The sequence below is a fragment of the Roseateles sp. L2-2 genome (assembly GCF_050613215.1).
GTDB lineage: Bacteria > Pseudomonadota > Gammaproteobacteria > Burkholderiales > Burkholderiaceae_C > Roseateles > Roseateles noduli.
In genome coordinates this window covers 3646579-3666290 of sequence record NZ_CP192509.1, presented here as the reverse complement: position 1 = coordinate 3666290, position 19712 = coordinate 3646579, and the positions used below count along the sequence as shown (strand labels likewise).

General features: G+C 69.2%; 22 protein-coding genes. 13 read left to right on the top strand and 9 right to left on the bottom strand.

What is annotated here, in order from left to right; translation table 11 throughout:
* Window positions 1-11: 11 nt before the first annotated feature.
* Complete coding sequence (locus ACQZ13_RS16375) at window positions 12-977, bottom strand: LysR family transcriptional regulator (protein WP_431046219.1); 966 nt, start codon at window positions 975-977, stop codon at window positions 12-14.
* Between the two features lie 70 nt (window positions 978-1047).
* Here ACQZ13_RS16375 and ACQZ13_RS16370 point away from each other — a divergent pair, with 70 nt between their 5' ends.
* The 3 genes from ACQZ13_RS16370 (at window position 1048) to ACQZ13_RS16360 (ending at window position 3829) form a co-directional block, all read left to right on the top strand.
* On the top strand, window positions 1048-2424 hold the full coding sequence (locus ACQZ13_RS16370) for an acyclic terpene utilization AtuA family protein (RefSeq protein ID WP_431046217.1): 1377 nt from the start codon (window positions 1048-1050) through the stop codon (window positions 2422-2424).
* Window positions 2421-2804: an AtuA-related protein gene (locus tag ACQZ13_RS16365; RefSeq protein WP_431046215.1), complete on the top strand. Its 384-nt coding sequence runs from the start codon at window positions 2421-2423 to the stop codon at window positions 2802-2804. The genes ACQZ13_RS16370 and ACQZ13_RS16365 overlap by 4 nt, the downstream gene beginning before the upstream one ends.
* 65 nt (window positions 2805-2869) lie before the next feature.
* A complete protein-coding gene (locus tag ACQZ13_RS16360; RefSeq protein ID WP_431046213.1) occupies window positions 2870-3829 on the top strand; it encodes a Bug family tripartite tricarboxylate transporter substrate binding protein in 960 nt (319 codons plus the stop codon).
* Window positions 3830-4085: 256 nt separating this feature from the next.
* Here the strand turns inward: ACQZ13_RS16360 and ACQZ13_RS16355 are convergent, their stop codons facing one another.
* Complete coding sequence (locus ACQZ13_RS16355; RefSeq protein ID WP_431046211.1) at window positions 4086-4358, bottom strand: 4-oxalocrotonate tautomerase; 273 nt, start codon at window positions 4356-4358, stop codon at window positions 4086-4088.
* Complete coding sequence (locus tag ACQZ13_RS16350; protein WP_431046209.1) at window positions 4304-5068, bottom strand: class II aldolase/adducin family protein; 765 nt, start codon at window positions 5066-5068, stop codon at window positions 4304-4306. The genes ACQZ13_RS16355 and ACQZ13_RS16350 overlap by 55 nt, the downstream gene beginning before the upstream one ends.
* 135 nt (window positions 5069-5203) lie before the next feature.
* On the opposite strand from ACQZ13_RS16350, the gene ACQZ13_RS16345 reads away from it, so the two are divergent.
* From ACQZ13_RS16345 to ACQZ13_RS16335, 3 genes are read left to right on the top strand one after another with little or no spacing between them, the layout of a single operon-like run.
* A complete protein-coding gene (locus ACQZ13_RS16345; RefSeq protein WP_431046207.1) occupies window positions 5204-5698 on the top strand; it encodes a hypothetical protein in 495 nt (164 codons plus the stop codon).
* Window positions 5699-5737: 39 nt separating this feature from the next.
* On the top strand, window positions 5738-6238 hold the full coding sequence (locus ACQZ13_RS16340; RefSeq protein ID WP_431046205.1) for an endonuclease V: 501 nt from the start codon (window positions 5738-5740) through the stop codon (window positions 6236-6238).
* Between the two features lie 24 nt (window positions 6239-6262).
* The gene (locus ACQZ13_RS16335) at window positions 6263-6925 is read left to right on the top strand and encodes a hypothetical protein (protein ID WP_431046203.1); all 663 of its coding nucleotides are present in this window, start codon (window positions 6263-6265) and stop codon (window positions 6923-6925) included.
* A gap of 112 nt (window positions 6926-7037) precedes the next feature.
* On the opposite strand, the gene ACQZ13_RS16330 is transcribed toward ACQZ13_RS16335, so the two are convergent.
* Both ACQZ13_RS16330 and ACQZ13_RS16325 read right to left on the bottom strand, forming a co-directional pair.
* Window positions 7038-7760, bottom strand: coding sequence for a PEP-CTERM sorting domain-containing protein (locus ACQZ13_RS16330; RefSeq protein WP_431046201.1), 723 nt, complete (start codon window positions 7758-7760; stop codon window positions 7038-7040).
* A 199-nt stretch (window positions 7761-7959) separates the two neighbouring features.
* Window positions 7960-8736 (bottom strand): hypothetical protein, encoded by a 777-nt coding sequence (locus tag ACQZ13_RS16325; protein ID WP_431046199.1) that lies wholly within the window; start codon window positions 8734-8736, stop codon window positions 7960-7962.
* Window positions 8737-8878: 142 nt separating this feature from the next.
* Here ACQZ13_RS16325 and ACQZ13_RS16320 point away from each other — a divergent pair, with 142 nt between their 5' ends.
* A complete protein-coding gene (locus ACQZ13_RS16320; RefSeq protein ID WP_431046197.1) occupies window positions 8879-9250 on the top strand; it encodes a VOC family protein in 372 nt (123 codons plus the stop codon).
* Window positions 9251-9256: 6 nt separating this feature from the next.
* On the opposite strand, the gene ACQZ13_RS16315 is transcribed toward ACQZ13_RS16320, so the two are convergent.
* Window positions 9257-10012: an SDR family oxidoreductase gene (locus ACQZ13_RS16315; RefSeq protein WP_431046195.1), complete on the bottom strand. Its 756-nt coding sequence runs from the start codon at window positions 10010-10012 to the stop codon at window positions 9257-9259.
* A 243-nt stretch (window positions 10013-10255) separates the two neighbouring features.
* Window positions 10256-11077 carry an amidohydrolase family protein gene (locus tag ACQZ13_RS16310; RefSeq protein WP_431046193.1) on the bottom strand — a complete coding sequence of 274 codons (822 nt, stop codon included), beginning with the start codon at window positions 11075-11077 and terminating at the stop codon, window positions 10256-10258.
* Window positions 11078-11118: 41 nt separating this feature from the next.
* Here ACQZ13_RS16310 and ACQZ13_RS16305 point away from each other — a divergent pair, with 41 nt between their 5' ends.
* Both ACQZ13_RS16305 and ACQZ13_RS16300 read left to right on the top strand, forming a co-directional pair.
* Window positions 11119-11892 carry a GntR family transcriptional regulator gene (locus ACQZ13_RS16305; RefSeq protein ID WP_431046191.1) on the top strand — a complete coding sequence of 258 codons (774 nt, stop codon included), beginning with the start codon at window positions 11119-11121 and terminating at the stop codon, window positions 11890-11892.
* A 23-nt stretch (window positions 11893-11915) separates the two neighbouring features.
* Window positions 11916-12893 (top strand): Bug family tripartite tricarboxylate transporter substrate binding protein, encoded by a 978-nt coding sequence (locus tag ACQZ13_RS16300; RefSeq protein ID WP_431046189.1) that lies wholly within the window; start codon window positions 11916-11918, stop codon window positions 12891-12893.
* A 107-nt stretch (window positions 12894-13000) separates the two neighbouring features.
* Here ACQZ13_RS16300 and ACQZ13_RS16295 read toward each other — a convergent pair whose 3' ends face one another.
* Window positions 13001-14044: an SDR family oxidoreductase gene (locus tag ACQZ13_RS16295; protein WP_431046187.1), complete on the bottom strand. Its 1044-nt coding sequence runs from the start codon at window positions 14042-14044 to the stop codon at window positions 13001-13003.
* Window positions 14045-14161: 117 nt separating this feature from the next.
* Here ACQZ13_RS16295 and ACQZ13_RS16290 point away from each other — a divergent pair, with 117 nt between their 5' ends.
* From ACQZ13_RS16290 to ACQZ13_RS16280, 3 genes are all read left to right on the top strand, one after another.
* Entirely contained in the window at window positions 14162-15091 is a 930-nt protein-coding gene (locus ACQZ13_RS16290) for an AraC family transcriptional regulator (RefSeq protein WP_431046185.1), read from the top strand.
* Between the two features lie 110 nt (window positions 15092-15201).
* On the top strand, window positions 15202-16587 hold the full coding sequence (locus ACQZ13_RS16285; RefSeq protein ID WP_431046183.1) for a hypothetical protein: 1386 nt from the start codon (window positions 15202-15204) through the stop codon (window positions 16585-16587).
* A 120-nt stretch (window positions 16588-16707) separates the two neighbouring features.
* On the top strand, window positions 16708-17589 hold the full coding sequence (locus tag ACQZ13_RS16280; protein WP_431046181.1) for a hypothetical protein: 882 nt from the start codon (window positions 16708-16710) through the stop codon (window positions 17587-17589).
* Between the two features lie 3 nt (window positions 17590-17592).
* On the opposite strand, the gene ACQZ13_RS16275 is transcribed toward ACQZ13_RS16280, so the two are convergent.
* On the bottom strand, window positions 17593-18729 hold the full coding sequence (locus ACQZ13_RS16275) for an FAD-dependent oxidoreductase (protein WP_431046179.1): 1137 nt from the start codon (window positions 18727-18729) through the stop codon (window positions 17593-17595).
* Between the two features lie 123 nt (window positions 18730-18852).
* Here ACQZ13_RS16275 and ACQZ13_RS16270 point away from each other — a divergent pair, with 123 nt between their 5' ends.
* Entirely contained in the window at window positions 18853-19623 is a 771-nt protein-coding gene (locus tag ACQZ13_RS16270) for a TetR/AcrR family transcriptional regulator (protein WP_431046177.1), read from the top strand.
* Window positions 19624-19712: the final 89 nt, after the last annotated feature.

Here is a 19712-nt window from a genome sequence, read left to right as displayed (position 1 = left end):
ACAGTAGTGACTTAAATGTGCTGGGAATGCACCGTCACCCCCGCCCGCTTCGGACCTTGCGCGGCCCAGCGCCACAGCGAGTCCGCCATCGCCTGCGCCGCGGCCGACAACGCCCGGTCGCGGCGTCGGATCAGGTAGATGTGGCGCTGGAGCCCCTCATCGGCGATCGGGCGGGCGATCAGATCCGCGTGGTCGAAGTGGAACAGCGTCAACGCCGGCACCAGCGTCACGCCCAGGCCCGCGACCACCATGCCCGCCACGGAGCTGAGCTGCTCCAGCTCCAGCACCGGTCGTAGCGGCTGGGACGCCAGCGCGGCGTCCAGCGCCTGCCGCACGCTGCTGTGGCGCGCCAGGCCGATCAGCGGCTGCTGCGCGAGCTCCGCCAGCGTCGGCTTGCGGCGCTTCGCCAGCGGGTGATCCCGCCGGCAGACCAGATAGAAGACATCGGACAGGAAAGGCTCGACCGAGAGCTCCGGCGCGGTCGCGCGCACCGCGGCCAGCGCCAGGTCGGCGCGGCCGGAGCGGACGCGCTCCACGCAGCTTTCCGACAGGACGTCCGCCAGGTCGAGCTCGATGCCCGGGTAGTCGCGCCGGAAGGCCGCGAGATGCGGCGGCAGCCAGCCCGCCGCCAGCGCCGGCAGCGCGGCGAGCGCCACGCGACCACGACGACGCGCGACGTGATCGCGCAGGTCGTCCGTCGCGAGTCGCATGTCCTGCAGCAGACGCCGCGCGGGCTCCAGGAACAGCGCGCCTTCGACGGTGGGCTCCACCGCGCGGGTCGTCCGGTCGAACAGGCGCGCGCCCAGGCCGTCCTCCAGCGTGCGGATCAGCGCGCTGAAGGCCGGCTGCGACAGGTGGCACTGCGCCGCCGCGCGCGTGAAGCTGCGCAGCTCCGCCAGCGCGACGAAGGCCGCGAGCTGCCTGGCCGAGAGGTTGGTCAGCGCGCCGTCGGTCGGGGGTTCATCCAGCTGATTCATTTGATTCACCGATCGTCTGATCCGAACAATCGAATTCTCCGATAGACGGGGCGGGCCTACAGTCGGCGACATGACATCCGTTCCAGGGTCTGCTTCCTTGCTCGTCGGCTGCGCGGCCGGCTTCTCCGGCGATCGCACCGACGCCGCGCGACCGGTCGTGGACACGCTGATCCGCCTCGGCGGCCCGGCGGTGCTGATCTTCGAGACGCTGGCCGAGCGCACGCTCGCGTTGGCGCAGCTCGCGCGGCAGCGGGATCCCGAGGGCGGCTTCGAGCCGCTGCTCTACGAGATGCTGCGGCCGGTGCTCGCGGACTGCCTCGCGCATCGCATCCCCATCGTGGGCAACTTCGGCGCGGCGAATCCGCCCGCCGCGGCGCGCCGCGTGAAGGCGCTGGCGGCGGAACTCGGCCTGCGGGTGCCCGTCGTTGCCGTCGTCGGCGGCGATGCGCTGGTCTCGGCCGATCAGCGGGCGCTGCTCGCGCGGACGCTGGCGAGCGAAGGCCAGGCCATCGCCGACGACACCATCGCCTGCGCCAACGTCTACCTGGGCGCAGAAGGCATCGCGGACGCGCTGCGGCAAGGTGCGGACGTCGTCGTCACCGGACGGGTCGCGGACCCGTCGCTCACGGTCGGACCGGCGCTGGCGCACTTCGACTGGGCGCTCGACGACTGGGATCGACTGGCCGGCGCGACGATGGCCGGTCACCTGCTGGAATGCGGGGCGCAGGTCTGCGGCGGCTACTACGCGGACCCTGGATTCAAGGAGGTGCCGGATCTGGTGAACGTCGGTTTCCCGATCGCCCGGATAGAGGCCGACGGCAGCTGCACCGTCTTCAAGGCCGATCGCACCGGCGGTTGCGTCGACGAGCACACCGTCAAGGAACAGCTGCTGTACGAGCTGCATGACCCGTCGGCTTACCTGACGCCGGATGTCGTCGCGGATATCGGCGCGGCCGAGGTGAGGCAGGTCGGACCGGACGAGGTGCGCCTGTCAGGCGTGCGCGGTCATCGCCGCCCCGAGTCGCTGAAGGCCAATGTGTTCTTCGCCAACGGCTGGTTGGCGGAAGGTGAGATCTCCTACGCGGGTCCCGGCGCGGAGGCGCGTGCGCGGCTGGCTGCTGAGGTGCTGCGCGCGCGGCTGGGCGAACGGGACCGGCAAGGGCCGTTGCGGGTCGATCTGATCGGCGTGACGAGCGTGCTGGGCGACGATACGGGCGACGCGTTCGCGCGCCTGCCGGCGGGCGATGCGCGCGACGTGCGCCTGCGCGTCGCCGCGAATCATGCCGACCGCGCGGGCGCCGATCGCCTGACGCGCGAGGTCACCGCGCTGTACACCTGCGGTCCTGCCGGCGGCGGCGGCGTGAGGACGAACGTACGACCGCGACTGGGGTTGCGCTCCTGCCTGTTTCCGCGAGCACTCGCGACTGCCACGGTGACGCTGACATGACCCGGACCGTCGAACTCCGCCTGGCCGCCCACGGCCGTACCGGCGACAAGGGCAACCGTTCCAACATCAGCGTGATCGCCTGGGACCCGGCGCTGTATCCGCTGCTGGTCGAGCAGATCACCGAGGAGGCGGTGGCCCGCCACTTCGCCGCCCGCCGGCCGACGCGCGTGACGCGCCACCTGCTGCCGACGTTGCACGCGATGAACTTCGTGCTGGACGACGTGCTCGACGGCGGCGTCAACGATGCCTTGAATCTCGACAGTCACGGCAAGGCACTGTCCTTCGTCGTGCTGGCGATGCCCCTGGAAGTGCCGGAGCACCTGCTGCCGCTGCTCCGGCGCCCGATCACCGACCACAACAACACGATGGAGACGACCTGATGACCTTCCCGAAGCCGATCCGCCGACTACAGGCCTTGTTGTCCACTGCAAGCGCCCTGGGTGCCATGAGCGCCGTCGCTTTCGCCCTGGCCGCGCCGGCGCAAGTCCAGGCACAGACGCAGGGGGCGGGCGCCTATCCGAACAGGCCGATCACCTTCCTCGTCCCGTTCGCCGCGGCGAGCGCGACGGACCAGCTGGCACGGGCGCTGGGCCAAGCGATCACGGAGCAGACGAAGCTGCCGGTCGTCGTCGACAACAAGGCGGGGGCGAGCGGCATGCTCGCGGCGCAGCAGGGCGCGCGCGCCGCGCCGGACGGCTACACGGTGCTCATCACGACCAACACGACGCAGGCCGCCAATCCGCATCTGTACCGCAGGCTGCCCTACGACCCGGTGAAGGACTTCGCGCCGGTGACGGGCCTGGGCAAGGGTGGGCAGGTGATGGTGGTGAAGGCCGACGGGCCGTACAAGTCCGTGGCCGACGTGATCGCGCGGGCGAAGCGCGAGCCGGGGAAGGTGAGCTTCGGCAGCGGCAGCGCATCGAGCCGCGTCGCGGGTGAGCAGTTCCAGCAGCTCTCGCACACGCAGCTGCTGCACGTGCCGTACAAGAGCAACCCGCCCGCGTTGACCGATCTCATCGGGGGGCAGGTCGATTTCATGATCACCGACACGGCGACCGGACTGCCGCAGATCAAGGCGGGGAAGGTGAGGGCGCTGGGGTTCTCGATGACGAAGCGCTCGCCGTTGCTGCCGGACGTACCGACGATCGCTGAGGCGGGCGTCCAGGGCTACGACATGAGCTACTGGTTCGCGGCCTACGTGCCGGCGGGGACGCCGGCGCCGGTGGTGAACCGGCTGCGGGAACTGCTGACCGCGGCGCTGCGCAGCGTGCCGGCGAAGACCTTCTTCGACGGCGCCGGCGTGGACGCGTGGGCGAGCACGCCGGACGAACTGCGCGCGTTCCAGGAGGCGGAGACGCGCAAGTGGGGGCAGATCATCAAGGCGGCGGGGATCGAGCCGGAGTAAGGGCCGAGTGGGGCTGACTGCTTAGGCCGCTGGCCCTCACCCCCGCCCTCTCCCGCGGTGCGGGAGAGGGGGCCACCCCAGTGCTCCTGCTCCGACTGGCTCGGTGCATTCTCACTCCCTCTCCCGCTTGCGGGAGAAGGGGCCACCCCAGTGCTCCTGCTCCGACTGGCTCGGTGCATTCTCACTCCCTCTCCCGCTTGCGGGAGAGGGCGGGGGTGAGGGCCAGCGGCGGTGGCAGTACCGCAGCCCTCAGCGATCACTTCCCTTTCTCACTCCACAGCACGCCGCCGGTCGCCCAGTCCTGGCGCTTGATGTCGAAGAACACGACGTCGACGCCGTCGGCGCTGCCGCCGAGCACGCGCACGCAGGCGTCGGTGAGTTCCTTGGCCAGATCGGCCTTCTGTTGCGGGGTGCGACCTTCGAAGAGTTCGACGCGGAGGGTGGGCATGGAGTTGCTCCTGGGAGTGGTTGAAATCAGTCTCGGAAACCGGGCGACAGCCGGTCCACGCGCCGCAGCAGCGCGGGCCATTCGGCGTCACCGTCGCGTTCGGTGCCGTCGCCTATCCATTGGCGGTGGGTGAGGGCGGCAAGGTCGTCTCCGACCTGCAGCACCTGACCGCCGGTTGCGGCGGTGGCGGCCATCGCGCGCAACTGCGCCTGCGCGGCGCGCTCGAGGATGTGCATCAGCAGATAGGCCTCGGCCACCGAGCGCCCAACGGTGAGCGTGCCGTGATTCTCGAGGATCAGTCCGTCGAGCGCGCCCAGGTTGGCGACCAGTCGCGCCTGCTCGTCCGCGCCCAGCGCGAGGCCTTCGTAGGCATGGCGGCCGAGCCGGCCATGCAGGCGCATCGCCCATTGCGAGGTCGGCTGCAGGCCACCAGGCAGCATCGCCAGCGCGACGCCCCAGGGCGCATGCAGGTGGATCACGCATTCGACGTCGGGGCGGCCTGCGTGCACGGCGCCGTGGATCGCGAAGCCGCTCGGATTGACGCGCCGGCCGGTGCCGTCGACGACGCGCCCGCGCACGTCGACCTTCACCAGGCTGGAGGCGCAGACCTCGTCGAAGCCGAGGCCGAATTCATTGAGCAGGTAGACGCCGGGCTCGCCCGGCACGGCGGCGGAGAGATGCGTGTAGATCGTGTCGTCCCAGCCGGCCAGCGCCGCCAGGCGGTAGGCGGCAGCGAGGTCGATGCGCACATCGGCTTCGGTGCGCGGGTGGGACAGGGGGGAAGCGCTCATGGCTGGCTGGGGGAACTGCTGACGGCGACGGATGGTAGCGCCGCATAGACTTCGCGCGGAGCCGACAACACAAGAAGAGGGAGCGGGTTCATGGGAGGACGGGTGCTGATCAGCACGCGAGGGATTGTCGCGTGCGTGTCGATCGCGCTGGCGCTGTCGGGCTGCGCGATGAATCCGGCGAAGTTCGAGCAGAAGCGCTTGCGGTTCAGCGATCGCCAGGTCTGCGAGGCCCTGGCGGATGCGCAGAAGAGCGGCGACGAGGACTTCATCGGATCGGTGGTCGGGGAACTCGATCGACGCCAGCTCAGCGACGCACGCTGCGAGACCTTGGCGGCCGAAAAGCGCAAGAAGATCGCACTGGGCGTGCTGGCTGCGTTGACGGTCGTGGCGGTGGCCGCGGCGGCGTCGTCGCGAGGCGGCGGTGGCGGCGGAACGTACATCCAGCCCGACTACGGCCGGTCCTACGCGCAGCCCTACACGACGACGGACTACTCCTGGCAGTGGGATCAGTTCCTCAACGACAAGGGACTGCTCGTGTGGGCATGCCGCGGCGAGCAGACCGGGCAGTTCGCGGATTCCTCGCGTTGCGCGGGGAAGGCGCAGATCGATTGGAAATGGCCGGGGAATTGATCCGACCCGCCAGACCGAGCCACCGCCCATAATCCCCGCATGAAACTCGTAGTCGCTATTCATGTCGACGGCGCGCAGGCGACTGCCGCCGCCGTGGCGTTCGAAGACTGGGCCGCCGCGGAGGCGACGAAGACCTATGTGTCGCGCATCGCCCATGTGGAGAAGGCCGTGCGCGGAGAGCTCGATCTTCGCGAGCTCCCCTGCATCCTGCAGCTGCTGCGCGAGCACAACCTGACCCCCGAGCTCATCCTGATCGACGGCTTCGTCCATCTGGACGCCGACGACACGCCCGGCCTCGGCCAGCATCTGCATCACGCGCTGGGCGGCAGCGTGCCCATCGTCGGCGTGTCGAAGAAGCGCCAGCCTGGCCTCTCCGCGCAGTTCGAGATCATGCGCGAGGAGGAAACCCAGCCGCTGCTGATCACCAGCGCAGGTATCGACATCGGCGCGGCGAAGGTGCGCGTGCGATCGATGCACGGAAGGAAGCGCGTGCCGACGCTCATGAAGCTCGCGGCGCGGCTGGCGAAGAGCGACGATTGATCCGTTCATCGCAGGACGCCATCCGTGTTCGGATTCTTCAAGAAGAAAGTTCAGGCTGGACCGCTGACTGAGCGCCAGATCGTCGCTGTCGAACCCCCTCAGCCTTCCTTCCTCAAGAAGGTCTGGCAACGGGTGGACAGCGCGTCACCGCTGAGCGACGACCTGTTGCGGGCACGTCTGGCCGAAGCCGTGGCCTGGTGCGATGCGCTCCAGTCTCTTGACGACCTGCGAGCAGGGACCTTGCGCCCCAGCCGGTTCCATGACGGCCCGGAGGACGTCGACGTCTGCGAGCTTGGCCACAATCGGCAGCGCCAGCTGCACGACCGGAAGCTGCCGGTCGACTATCAGTCTCCCGTCGTCACGACGGGCAGATTCATGCTGTATTTCCCGGACGAGAATCTTTCGGACGGCTACGCGGAAATCGTCTCGCGCGGTTTCTTCGATGTAGACAACCTACCGGCGTACGACACCTGGGTGTCGCTTGTCCCGGAGGATGGCTCGCCTCGAATGTCAGGCCGGCGCTGTTTGCTCTGCTACGTCCCTGCATCGATGATCGAACTTGCCGACGCCGGGATCGAAGGAAACCCGGAGTCGTGCATTGAATGGCTGGATCGATTGAATTTGCCGGTGCGACCGCGTGTGCAAGCGTTGACGTGTCCGACGTCTCGCCGGTGGATCCTTCGATAGCCCGCGGCTCAGATCCCCGGCACGTCCACGCTCAGCACGTACGCGACGAAACCCGCGGCGCCGACGGTGCCGGAGAGCGACGATTGATCTGCGGGGCGGCTCTGCGCGAGCGTCAGGCGGGTGTCGTCTGCTCCGCGATGTCCCCGCGCCCCCGCGACCGTCGCCGTGCCAATCCCGCCAGCAACGCCACGCCGCCCAGCATCAGCGCATAGGTCGACGGCTCCGGCACGAGCACCGCCAGAGTCCAGACACCGGAAGAATTCATGAGCCCGCCTTGGCTCAGGTACGCGCCTTGATAGAAAGCCTCCATCGAATCGACTTGCTCGAAGGAGGACATGGCCGTCCGGTAGAACGTCGAATCGATCCGACTCGTCGGCGCGGTGATCACGGAACTGATCTGGAGGTCCCAGGCGCCGGGCTGGTTCAGATCGTTGAAGTTGGACATGCGGAGGTAGCCCCCGACGAAGGGGCCGAAGTCCGGGCAGACGGGACAGACTTCGCGCGGCGGGGCCGGGTAGGTGAGCGAGGTCGTGGAGCGCGGGTCGTTGACGTACCGCAAGGTGAGCTTCATCGATCGGATGTCTTCCTCCGTCGTCGGCCCGGTCAGCAGCCTGTCGGAGATGACCACCGCATCGATTGCCACCAGCGAGAACTGCCGGCCTGCCCAGGGATCCATGGGATCCGGGGAGTAGACCTGGTAGGTCATCGTGAAGGGATTGCCGGTGTACGTGTACTGGTAGTAGTCGGCAGACGCCGGCATGGGCGCCAGCGTGAGCAGGGCCGCCACGCCCAGCGCGCAGACGAGCGGCAGCTTCGCAATCGGGAGGTTGCGCATGAGGGTCTCCTTGAATGTCGTCGGGATGTCGAGCTCCCGCTTCAACACTAGGCGCGCCCTGCTGGCGCCGTTCCTCGGAGAGACCCTCGTTTCACGGGCGTCGATCGACGCCCGATGCATTCCGTGCCATTGGAAAAGGGGGCGAAGGGCGGCACGCCGCGTGCCGGGTGCCGTGTGCCGAATGCACGCTCAGCGCAGTTCAGACCCCCGGCACGCACACCATCGCGATGCTCGCCCACACGCCGAAGCTGAAATACGGGGTGAGCCAGAGCGCATCGGCCTTCCACGCCGTCCAGCTGCCGCTGTGCACGCGTCGGTTCCAGGCGTCGCGCGCGCCTTCGTCCAGGCGCATGTAGACCATCCCGCGCGCGCGGCCCTCGCGGTAGCGGCGGCAGTACATCGGCACGTCCACGCTCAGCACGTACGCGACGAAGCCCGCCGCACCGACGATGCCGGACAGCGCCACCGCCTGCACCCAGCCGGTGCTGTTGAACGCGATGACGCCGAGCAGGATCGCCATCCAGCTGAAGCCCGCCGCCCAGAGCGAGGACTCGACCGCCTGCGTGATGTGATTCAGCGTCAGCACGCTGTGCCAGCAGAACGCCTGCGCGATCACCATGAAGAGCGGGATCGCCCACGCCGCCTTCTGCACCGCCGGCATGCCGGCATGCGCAGCCAGTTGGTGGACCAGCAGGCCGAGCTGGAAGGCGAAGCAGATCTCGGCGATCGTGGCCGCGGTGCGGCCCAGGAAGATGCTGGACAGCTGCGTGTCGACGACGACCAGCCGCTCCAGATCCACCCGGGGAAACAGCGAGCGATAGGCGCAGACCAGCACGTAGACGCCGGACAGCGCCAGGTGCAGATGCGCGTAGACGCCGCTGACCGGCGCGAACTGCAGCACCGCCAGCCACAGGCAGACGTTCAGCGCGGCGATCGCGCGCAGGGCGCGCCACCAGGACAGGACGCCGGGATCCACGGCGGCGACGCCTATCGGAGATATGTGACGAAGTGATGACATGTCGCCGCGAGGGTAACCCCGGGACGATCGTCGAGGGAATGGCCCGGAAGGCTCATCCGGCGGATCGCGCGATGATGGACGGTCCCTTTCAGGAGAGTCCATGTTCGACCACGTCAAATTCGGCGTCCGCGACTATGCCGCGAGCAAGGCGTTCTATCTCCAGGCGCTCGAACCGCTCGGCGTGACCGTCGGCGGGGAGGGCGTTCCGAGCTACGGCATCGAGATCTGCGGCAGCAACAACGCGTCGCTGTGCCTGTTCGAGACCACGGAGCGGACCGCGCCGCTCCACATCGCCTTCGTCGCGCAGACGCGCGCGCAGGTCGATGCGTTCCACCGCGCCGCGCTCGCGGCCGGCGGCGCGGACAACGGCCCGCCCGGGCTCCGTCCGAAGTACCACGCGAACTACTACGCGGCCTTCGTCATCGATCCGGACGGGCACAACATCGAGGCGGTCTGCCACGCGCCGGGCTGAACTTCCTCAGCCCGGATTCATCGCCGCGAACATCGTCTCGTACCTGCCGTCGCGTTCCGCCCATCGGCGCGGAAGATCGCGGTCCAGCAGCACCTCGCCGCGCGGCGTGCGGCCGTCCTCCAGCAGCTGCAGCACCTCGGCCACGTAGTCGGCGAGGGGCATCGCGCGCGGATCGCTCGCCTGCTGCGCGCCGGTGAGGCCGGTCTGCACGTACGGCGGCGAAAGCTCCAGCACCTCGATCGGCACGTGGCGCATCTGGTGCCGCAGCGACTGCAGCCAGGAGTGCAGGAAGGCCTTGCTCGCGCAGTAGGTCGGGAAGTCCGCGCGAGGCACGAAGGCCAGCGCCGAGCTCGTCGCCAGGAAGGCGGCGTCGACCTTGCCCTTGAGCAGCGGCAGCACCGCCGCCGCGACGCGCACCACGCCCAGGATGTTGGTCTGCACGATGGCCTCGGCGTCGCCGGCGTTCCAGTCGTCGCTCGTCATGTCCTCGGTGCGCGAGATGCCCGCGTTGGCGATCACGACGTTGAGGTCGGGGAAGCGCGATCGCAGCGTCGACGGCAACCGTGCGAACGAGGACGGATCGTCGACGTCGAGTGCAAGCCCGACGAGGCCGGGCCGCCCGGCGCTCATCTCGTCGAGCAGGGACTGGCGTCGTCCGGTGACGATGACACGGTTGCCGCGGTCATGCAGCGCCTCGGCGAGCGCACGGCCGATGCCGCTGGTGCCGCCGGTCACGAGGACGGTGTTGTCGGTGAGTTTCATGGGAAGTCCTTCTGGGGATGCAGGGTTGCTGTGAAGCCGCAAACCAGACCGGCAGAAAGACGCCCAGGCGTGAGGGGCCCGGGCAGGCGATACCAGCGGTCATCGAAAACGGCGTCGTGATTCATCGAGAACTGCCCCGCTGGGCTCCTCTCGACAAAGGACGCGTTGGATGACGGTAACGCCTACGGCAGCGCGAGGAACGCGCTGCGGGGCGAAGTGTAGCGGAGGTCGCCGACGCGGCGCTCAGAAGCCGTAGAGGCTCAACGCGTTGTCAGTGAGGACGACCTCGGTCATCGAGTCCGAGGCCAGCCATCGCGCGAGCCATGCCGGCGACACCGACGTCGCCTGCGCCTGCTCATGGGCGGTGCACGGCCAGTCGCTGCCCCACACCAGCCGCATCGGCCCCACGCGGTCCAGCCAGCGGGCCGCGAGGTCTTCGGCGGCGCACCCGGTCGCCAGGCGGTAGGGCGCGCTCAGCTTCACGTAGAGCCGGTCGTGCTGGCCGGCGACCAGGCCGCTCACTTCCGTCGGCACCGCCGGCTTGCCGAAGTGGTCCACGACGACCGTGAGCGATTCGGGGAGTTGGCGCAGCACCTCCGCGAGCCGCCCGTGATCCGTGTGGATCTGCAGATGCCACGACAGCGCTTCGAGTTGGTCGAAGAGCGGATGGAGTTCTTCGCCGATCCGATGGTCCGTACCGACCAGGTTGAGGCGGATGCCGCAGACACCCAGCGCGTCCATGCGCCGGAGTTCGCTCACCGCGAAGTCGGCCGCGACGACGGCAACGCCGCGCAACTGCGCGGGCCGGTCCGCGAGGATCCGCAGCAACTGGCTGTTGTCGGTGCCCAGGAAGCTGGGCTGGACCAGCACGCCATGCGAGATCCCGTGCGGTGCGACCGCCGCGTCCCACGCGTCGATCGGAGCGGCGTAGGTCGGTACGTAGCGCGATCCCGGCGCCCCGGCGGTCGTCAGCGAAAACGCGTGGAAGTGCGTGTCGACCACGGCCGTGAGAGTCGCGGCGGGCGTGACGGCGGGCTTGACGGCGGTGTGGGGCGTCGGCATCATGAGCGAATTCTAGTCCTATAGAGGACTATAGGAAAACAGTCTTGGGAAACGCCAGTACTTCCAGCATCGCCAGCGCCGCGGGATCCGCGGACGCGGGACTCGCCCCGACCGCGGGCGTCAGCCGTTACGCGCAGCTCGCGCAGGACCTGCGCCAGCGCATCGTCGGCGGCGAGTGGTCCGCCGGCGCGGCCATTCCGTCGGAGACCGATCTCGCGCAACGCTTCGGCGTGGCGCTCGGCACGGTCCGGCAGGCTGTCGCCATGCTGGCGGCCGAAGGCATCGTCCAGCGCGTGCACGGCAAGGGCACCTTCGTCACGCAGGGCTTGAACGGCCCCTCGCTGCTGCGCTTCTTCCGATTCCGTGGTCCGGCCGACGGACCGCCGACCGCGCAGGTCCGACGCTGCCAGACCGTGCGCCTGCGCGCGGCCGAGGCGCAGACGCTCGGACAGGCGACCGGCGACAGCGCGCTGCGCGTGAAGCGGGTGCGGCTGCTTGACGGCAAGCCAGTGCTGGCCGAGGACATCCTGCTGCCGCTCGATCGTTTCGCGGCGCTGCGCGACTTGCCACCGAGTGACTGGGAAGACCTGCTCTATCCGATGCTGGCGCGCCTGTGCGGCGTGACGGTCGCGCGCGCCAACGATGAACTGACCTTCGGGCATCTGGACGCCGCGACCGCGGCGCTGCTGGACCTGCCTGAAGGCGCGCCCGGGATCCGCGTCGACCGCAAGGCCTTCGACCTCGGCGGGCAGTGCATCGAGCTGCGCACCACCTGGGGCGACGCCACCGCTTTCCACTACAGCGCCGAGACGCGCTGATCTTCTTTCCCTGGAGACCCACGATGATCCAACGACGCCATGCCGTGCTGACGGCGCTGGCCCTGGCCGCCCTGACCAGCTTCTCCGGCGCCGCCTCGGCGCAAGCCTGGCCGACCAAGCCGGTGACCTTCATGGTGAGCTACCCGCCCGGCGGCGGCGCGGACCTGATCGCGCGCCTGATCGCGCCCAAGGTCGGCGAAGCGCTCGGCCAGACCGTCATCATCGAGAACCGCCCCGGCGGCAGCGGCCAGATCGCCGCCGGCGCCGTGTCGCGCGCGCCGGCCGACGGCTACACGCTGCTGTTCGACGCGTCCTCGTACGCGGTCACGCCGACGCTGTTCCCCAACTCGCCCTACAAGCACGGCAAGGCCTTCAAGACGGTCGCGGTGACGGCGCTGTTCCCCAACGTCGTGCTGGTGAACGCGCAGTTCCCGGCGAAGAACGCCGCCGAGCTGATCACCGCGGCCAAGGCGAAGACGGACGCGGTCGCGTTCGCGTCGTCGGGCAACGGTTCGGCCCAGCACATCGCCGGCGTGCTGTTCGAGCAGGCCGCGAAGGTCGAGATGATGCACGTGCCCTACAAGGGCGGCGGTCCCGCGCTGACCGACGTGATCGGCGGTCAGGTGCCGGTGTTCTTCGGCAACGTCGCCTCGACGCTGCAGTACGTGAAGCAGGGCAAGCTGCGTCCGCTGGCGGTGAGCGGGAAGAAGCGCTCCGTCGCGCTGCCGGACGTGCCGACCGGCGCGGAGGCCGGCCTGCCGGGCTTCGAGATGTACGAGTGGAACGGGCTGTTCGCCCCGGCGGACACGCCGGCGCCGGTCGTCGAGCGCCTGTCCAAGGCCGTCCAGCAGGCGCTGGCCTCGCCCGAGGTCAAGGCGCGGATCGCGGAACTCGGCGGCGACGCCTTCCACGGCGGCGTGAAGGAGTCCGAGAAGTTCGTCGACGCCGAGCTCAAGCGCATGGCGACGCTGATCAAGGACCGCAGCATCACTGTTGAGTGAGCGCGACTCCGCTTTGGGCGCCCCGCGTCGTTGCAAATCCTCGCCATAGCGCTGCTATGGCTCCGGTTTGCGCCTAGCGGTGCATCCCAAACCGGAGCCGCGTGGCGTCAGTCGCGCAGCATCTTCAATCGAACGAGGCTCTCCGCGGTCGCGACGATCGCTTCCTCGTTCGAGCGCGGCCGCCAACCGAGCAGGCGTCGGGCCTTGTTGCCGGAAGCGTTGAGGTTGCGGTCGAGCAGCGAGGCGACGCTGCGGCCCGCGGGCGTGCCGCGCCCCATCAGCTTCACGAACCAGTTCGGCAGCACGCGCGTCTTCACGCGGTGCGCGGCGGCGCCCAGCTGCCGCTTGAGCACCCTGGCGATGTCGACCATCCACAGGCTGTCGCCGGCGGTGGCGAGGAAACGCTCGCCGTTGGCGGCCGGATTCGTCATCGCGCGCAGGTGCAGATCGGCCACGTCGCGGACGTCGACGACGCAGGTGTTGATCTTCGGGCAACCGGGCTGGCCGTTCATCATGCGCTGGATGATGCCGATGGAATGGGAGGTGTCGTGGCCCAGCGCCGGGCCGAACACCGCCACCGGGTTGATCGCGGACAGCTCCAGCCCGCGGCCTTCCTTCGCGATGAAGTCCCAGGCGGCACGCTCGGCCAGGGTCTTGGACTTCTGGTACGGCCAGACTTCTCCGGACTTGCCGGAGAGGTCGCTCCAGTCGGTCTCGTCGAAGGGGCGCGACATCGGACCGTGACCGGCGCTGATCGCGCCGAAGGCGGAGGTCAGGACCACCCGTTTCACGCCGGCATCCCGCGCCGCGCGCAGCACGCGCAGGTTGCCGTCCACTGCGGGACGGATCCAGTCGTCCTCGGTCGCCTGGGCGCCGGACGGCGTCGGCGAGGCGCCGTGCAGCACGTAGCGGCAGCCGGCCGCGGCGTCGGCCCAGCCGGCGTCGGCCGACAGATCGGCGACGACGAAGCACAGGCGATCGCCGGGTTCGGCGCCGCCGACGCGCAGATGGGCGAGGACCTCCGCCTCGCGCTTCGCCGTGCGCAGCGTGGTGCGCACGCGGTAGCCCGCCGCCAGCAGCGCCAGGATGCAGTGCTGGGCGATGAAGCCGGTGCCGCCGGTCACCAGGACCAGGTCGTTCGAGTTGCTCATGTCTTTCAGGCTCTTTCTGTCTTCCACGGGAGGTGACGTCGATGAACGAAACGATAGAAGGCGCGACTCGAACTGTGAATGCTTGAGCGTCCGCATCACTTGCGCGATAGTTCGGAAATGCAGGCCGATCCGTTCTCCGACATCCTCAAGTTCACGCGCGCCGCGTCGCTGGTCACCGGCGGGTTCCAGGCCGGCGGCGAGTGGGCGATCCGCTTCCCCGCGCCGGACAAGATCAAGTTCTTTGCAGTTGTGAAGGGGCGGTGTTGGGTTCGCATTGAGGGCGAGCCCGAGGCCGCCCTCTTCGAGACCGGCGACGTGGGACTGCTGGCGGCGAAACGGGCCTCGGTGCTGTCCAGCGCGCTGGACGTCGAGCCGGTGGACGCGATGGGGCTCTTCTCGGGCGCGGGTCGCTCGACGGCCACCTTGGGCAGCGGCGAGGACTTCGCGCACATCGGGGGTCATGTCTTGCTCGACCCGGCGAGCAGCCGTCTGCTGGAGGGCGTCCTGCCGCCGTGGATCCACATCCGGGCGGCCTCGCCGAGGGCGACGGTGTTCCGCTGGGTGCTGAACCAGCTCGTCGAGGAAAGGGCTCGTCCGATGGCGGGCACGCAGCTGGTGTCGGAACAGCTGTCGCAGCTGCTGTTCATCCAGATCCTGCGCGCGCATCTGGAAGCCTTGGGTCCGATGCCGGCGGGCTGGCTGCGCGCGCTGGCCGATCCGCGCATCGCGCCGGCGCTGCGCCTGATGCACGGCGACCCGGCGCGGAGCTGGCATCTGGAAGAACTGGCGAGTGCCTGCGCGATGTCGCGCACGACCTTCGCCGTGCGCTTCAAGGAGGTCGCGGGCGTCGCGCCGCTGAGCTACCTCGCCGACTGGCGCATGCGCCTCGCGGATCGCGCGCTGAGGGAGGAGGACACACCGGTGGCGGTGCTGGCGCAGACGCTCGGCTACGCGTCGGAGAGCGCGTTCAGCAACGCGTTCAAGCGCATCATGGGTCGCTCGCCGACGGCGTGGCGCAAGGCGGCGCCCGAGGTGCCCGCCGGCTGACCGGTGGCCGAAGGTCACGCGGCGCAGTCACCTCTGCCGTTTAGGCTTCCGGTCGGATGCATGGGCGTGCTGCTGTGAGGTGCGCCCGCATCGACGCACGGAGCCTTTTGATGATCGAACAAGCCGCCTTCGCTGAACTCTTCCGGGGCCGTCCCGTCCCGCAGGAGTTGTCCCGCCTGCTGGATTTCCAGAACGACCTCGATGCCGAATACACCGAGAGCCTCTTCCTGACCCTGCGGGAAACGAACGGGCTGACGGCGGGTTGGTCGAGGGATCCTGCCTTCCTTGCCCGGCTGACCGCCTTCGGCGTGGCCACCGGCTCGGGCTCGTTCTACGCGCTGTGGAACCCCGAGGACGGCTCCGAGCCGGCACAGTGGCCGGTGATCGTGTTCGGCGACGAAGGCGGGGAATGGGTGATCGCCGGCAACGTGCGCGAACTGCTGCAGCTGGCGGCGTTGGACGTCGAGCCCATGGTCATGCACGACAGCGCGTACTTCTACATCGACGATGAAGACGACGAAGACGACGAAGAGGACGAAGAGGACGAAGAGGACGAAGACGACGGCGAGTACATCGAGGCCATCGTCGCCTACCGCGACTGGTTGAAGGCGACCTTCGATCTGGAAGCCGTCGAGGATCCGGATCCCGTGGTCGAGGCCGCGCAGGCGCGATGGCAGGCCGCGTTCGACGCTTGGAAAGGGCCGTTCGTGCAGGGCGACGAGGTCGAAGGAGCCCATGCCGCGTCGGAGGACGAGCCCGAGGAAGCCGAAGAGGAGGAGGTGGACGAGCCCACGCCCAGCCGTCCCGACACGCCGGAGCGCCAGTTGCTCCTGGACTTCATCTCCGACGAGGCCACCTCGTTGCGCTACGGCGAGCAGGGCAAGTTCTGGCCCAGCCACCATCACCTGATCACGCCCCTGATCGACCAGGCGGGGACGTTCCTCGTGCCGGCGGAGCACACCGCGTTCTTCTTCCATCTGCTCCGGCTGGACCACCCGCCGTCGCTGACGTCGGAGGAGGATTTCGCGCTGCTGCTGCGCGCCTACGAAGGCCTGCGCAGCATCGTGTGGCGCGGCTACCCCGTCTGCAGCCTCCCGTTGCATGCCGCGGTCTTCCTCTTCGGGAACGACCAGTTCGCTCGCCTGCCCGGCGAGCCGGAACCCTCGCTCGCGGGCTACCAGTCGTCGCTGACTTTCCTGCGCTACGCGCGCTCGTTCTCCCACATGCCGGGCATCATGGGCAAGCGCCAGAAGTTCGTCGACCTGAGCGCCGATCGGGCCCTCGTGGCCCGGGTCCGCAAGACGCTGGTGCATGGCAACCAGGAGCTGATGGACGGTCTCGGTCAGCTGTGGCTCTGGGCCTTCGTGTTCCTCGTCCTGCAGGTGGAGGAGGAGGCGCAGCCGGTCATCCGGCAGATCCGCGAAGACGCCGACAAGGCGGGCGATCCCAGACATGTGGAGACGCTGGAAAGATTCATCGCCGCCGCGGCGGGATGACCAGGACGCCTGTCACGCCGCTGTCATCTTCTCGACACACACTCCGGAGCACAACAACAAAAAGAAGAGACGAACATCCAGAACAGGAACGACAAGAACAAGAGCGGCCAGTCCTACGACATGAGCCGCCATCGGAGGAATGAGAGCCTCCTGGACAGGCTGCTGAGGCGCCTGCGCCATGCCAATTGGGCGCGGCACCTTCATCGGCATGAGCAGCGGCAGCGTCAAGCGGCCCGACAGTGGCAGCGGCCCGCGCCGCCGGCCTTTCCCCCACACCTCAAGACCGCCTGGCTGAAGCAGGTCGCCATCGAGCATCCCGGCTGGAAGCCGGGAGAACGCGGTTGGCGCCTCGCGGCCTACGCCCTCGAACAGTTCTTCGACGCCAGTGCCGCCGCCGCGCCGCAGTCCTGCGCGCTGCCGTCGCGGGCGGCGGATCTGGTGTGGCACCTCTGGATCGAGCGCGATCCCGAAGGACTCGCCGCCTGGCAGCTGCAACGCTACGGGCGCACGGTGACCCATCGCGAGCATGAACCCGGCGAGGACAACGGCGCATCGCTCGCCCGCTGCCTGGTCCGCGCCTGCAGGGCGGAACGGAGCTCTCCAGTGCGAGGCGCGCTGCCTCTGGTCTTCCGCGCCGACCGGCTTCTGCGGACCCCCTGCGGCTGGTCCTACGAGCGCTTCCACGGTACGGTGCTGCACACCGACCTCAACGCGGACGGACGACCCTGCGGGCACGCGCACGGGCACGGCACGCTGATGCCGGCGGCGTTGGTCGGGTTCGGCCTCATCGGCGCGCGTGAGGCGGGACTCGCCGCGCGCGAACGCGGAGAGAAGGGCGACAAGGGCGGAGGGAGCGGCTGTGGCAGCAGCTGTGGAAGCAGCTGCGGCAGCGGCAGCGGAGACTGCGGGGGCGGCAACGGAGGAGGATGTGGCGATGGCGGAGGCGGGGACGGTGGAGGGAGCGGTTGCGGGAGCAGCTGCGGCGGCGGCTGCGGGAGTTGACGCCTAGGCGGCCGCGCCCTGCGCCTGCTCGAAGAACCGCATGAGGCTGTACGGCGCGTCCTCGCCGAGGCAGGCATCGAGCACCTCCACCGAGCCGATCGCCGCGGCCGCGCTGCGGGTGAACATCGTGGCCTCATAGATCGACAGCGCCGCCTCCAGATCGCCTGGATGCGCCGCGATCGCTGCGCCAAGCTCGGCGCCGTCGACCATCGCGAGGTTCGCGCCGTCGCCCGCCGGGGCCATCAGATGCGCCGCGTCGCCGATCAGCGTCACGCCGGGGACCCGGGTCCATCGGCCATCCGGAGGCAGCGCGTGGATGGGACGAAGCACCGGATCGGTCTCGCCGTCGGTGATCAGCGCGGTGAGCGCCGGCGCCCAGCCTTCGAACTCCGATGCCACGAGACCCAGCGCAGTTGCAGGCTCGGCGGCTTCGATCTCCGACACCCACGTCATCGGCTTGCGCAGCGCGACGTAGGTGTGCAGGACGCCGTCCGGCTCGCGATGCGCGAAGATGCCTTGGCCCGGCGCCATCGCGAAGAACGCGCCGCCGCCGACGGCTTCGGCACTCTCGGGATGACGGACATCGGCGTCGGACAGGTAGGTCTCGATGAAGGTGGTGCCGACGTACTCGGGCTTCGCCTGCGAGAGCCGCGGACGGACTTTCGACCAGGCGCCATCGGCACCGACGAGCAGATCGGTCGTCGCCGTCGAGCCATCGGTGAAGGTCAGGGCATGTCGACCATCGCCGCGCGCGTCGACCGACGCGAGCTTTCGTCCCCATTGCACCGTGCCTGCGGGCAGCGCGTCCAGCAGCAGCCGACGGAGTTCGCCGCGCCGAACCTCGGGGCGACCGCCCGTGCCGTCGTCGGGTTGGTCGAGCAGCACCGCGCCGGTCTTGTCCAGCACGCGCGAGGCCTGTCCGCCGGGATGGATGAGCCGCACGAACTCGTCGTGCAGCCGCGCCGCCTTCAACGCGACCTGGCCGCTGTCGTCGTGGATGTCGAGCATGCCGCCCTGCGTGCGCGCGGTGGGCGAGGCTTCGGCCTCGTAGACGGTCGAGGCGATGCCGTGGACGTGGAGGACCCGGGCGAGCATCAGGCCGCCGAGGCCGGCGCCGACGATCGCGATCGTGCGTGTCATCTGGAATCCTTCAGGATGAAGTGACATCGCCCGAAGAGGAAACAGGGTCGATGTGCAGCGTAGGTTTGTGGAATGACGTTCCATGATGATGGAGCGGCGTTCCAGATGTGTCAAGATCCGGGCATGGTCAAGAAGACACGTTCGCCTCAAAGGCGGGAGGATTCGCTCTCGCGGGATCGCATCGTCGACGCGTCGATCGAGCTGCTCGACAGCGCCGGGGAGGGCGGTCTGACCTTCCGCGCGCTGTCGGAGCGGCTCGCGACGGGGCCCGGCGCGATCTACTGGCATGTCGCCAACAAGGGCGATCTGCTCGTCGCCGCGTGCGACGCGGTGATCGCGGGCGTGATGGCCGAGGTGATGGCCGAGGTGACGGCCGAGGTGGCGGCCGCGCAGGTGGACGCGAAGGCCGGCGCGCAGGCCGGCACGCCGTCGCCGGAAGACACGATCCGCGCGCTCGCGCTCGGCATGTTCGACGCGATGGACGAGCACCCGTGGATCGGCTCGGCGCTGTTCCAGTCGGCCGGCGCGCTGCCGACGGTGCGCCTGTTCGAATGCATCGGGCGGCAGGTGAGGGCGCTCGGCGCGCCGGCGGCGGGGGAGTGGTCCGCGACCTCGGCGCTGCTGCACTACATCCTCGGTGTCGGCGGACAGAACGCGGCGAACCGGCTCTCCGCGCAGACGCGCGAGCTCGATCGGGAGGACTTCCTCGGCGAGGTGGCCCAGGCATGGACGGCGCTCGACGAGCGCGACTACCCGTTCACGCGATCGGTCGCGGACCAGCTGCAGGGCCATGACGACCGCGGCGACTTCCTCGCGGGGATCGATCTGATCTTGGGCGGGATCAAGGCGTTGACGGGAACCACGGCGCGCAGGCGGGTCGCCGCGCGGAGGTGAGCATGCAAGGAACTCACGAACCACCGACCGGGAACGAACCTGGCACGAGTCCCAGCCCTCGCCATTCGCTGCTGCGCTCTCGCGGCTTC

Coding starts and splice junctions, on each gene's coding strand:
- ACQZ13_RS16310 (WP_431046193.1), bottom strand. CDS start 11,077: ATGATGCCGACGCCCCACACCGCCGTCAAGCCCGCCGTCACGCCCGCC.
- ACQZ13_RS16355 (WP_431046211.1), bottom strand. CDS start 4,358: ATGGCCCGCGCTGCTGCGGCGCGTGGACCGGCTGTCGCCCGGTTTCCG.
- ACQZ13_RS16290 (WP_431046185.1), top strand. CDS start 14,162: ATGCAGGCCGATCCGTTCTCCGACATCCTCAAGTTCACGCGCGCCGCG.
- ACQZ13_RS16280 (WP_431046181.1), top strand. CDS start 16,708: ATGAGCCGCCATCGGAGGAATGAGAGCCTCCTGGACAGGCTGCTGAGG.
- ACQZ13_RS16340 (WP_431046205.1), top strand. CDS start 5,738: ATGAAACTCGTAGTCGCTATTCATGTCGACGGCGCGCAGGCGACTGCC.
- ACQZ13_RS16320 (WP_431046197.1), top strand. CDS start 8,879: ATGTTCGACCACGTCAAATTCGGCGTCCGCGACTATGCCGCGAGCAAG.
- ACQZ13_RS16270 (WP_431046177.1), top strand. CDS start 18,853: ATGGTCAAGAAGACACGTTCGCCTCAAAGGCGGGAGGATTCGCTCTCG.
- ACQZ13_RS16275 (WP_431046179.1), bottom strand. CDS start 18,729: ATGACACGCACGATCGCGATCGTCGGCGCCGGCCTCGGCGGCCTGATG.
- ACQZ13_RS16360 (WP_431046213.1), top strand. CDS start 2,870: ATGAGCGCCGTCGCTTTCGCCCTGGCCGCGCCGGCGCAAGTCCAGGCA.
- ACQZ13_RS16370 (WP_431046217.1), top strand. CDS start 1,048: ATGACATCCGTTCCAGGGTCTGCTTCCTTGCTCGTCGGCTGCGCGGCC.
- ACQZ13_RS16365 (WP_431046215.1), top strand. CDS start 2,421: ATGACCCGGACCGTCGAACTCCGCCTGGCCGCCCACGGCCGTACCGGC.
- ACQZ13_RS16315 (WP_431046195.1), bottom strand. CDS start 10,012: ATGAAACTCACCGACAACACCGTCCTCGTGACCGGCGGCACCAGCGGC.
- ACQZ13_RS16350 (WP_431046209.1), bottom strand. CDS start 5,068: ATGAGCGCTTCCCCCCTGTCCCACCCGCGCACCGAAGCCGATGTGCGC.
- ACQZ13_RS16375 (WP_431046219.1), bottom strand. CDS start 977: ATGAATCAGCTGGATGAACCCCCGACCGACGGCGCGCTGACCAACCTC.
- ACQZ13_RS16300 (WP_431046189.1), top strand. CDS start 11,916: ATGATCCAACGACGCCATGCCGTGCTGACGGCGCTGGCCCTGGCCGCC.
- ACQZ13_RS16285 (WP_431046183.1), top strand. CDS start 15,202: ATGATCGAACAAGCCGCCTTCGCTGAACTCTTCCGGGGCCGTCCCGTC.
- ACQZ13_RS16295 (WP_431046187.1), bottom strand. CDS start 14,044: ATGAGCAACTCGAACGACCTGGTCCTGGTGACCGGCGGCACCGGCTTC.
- ACQZ13_RS16330 (WP_431046201.1), bottom strand. CDS start 7,760: ATGCGCAACCTCCCGATTGCGAAGCTGCCGCTCGTCTGCGCGCTGGGC.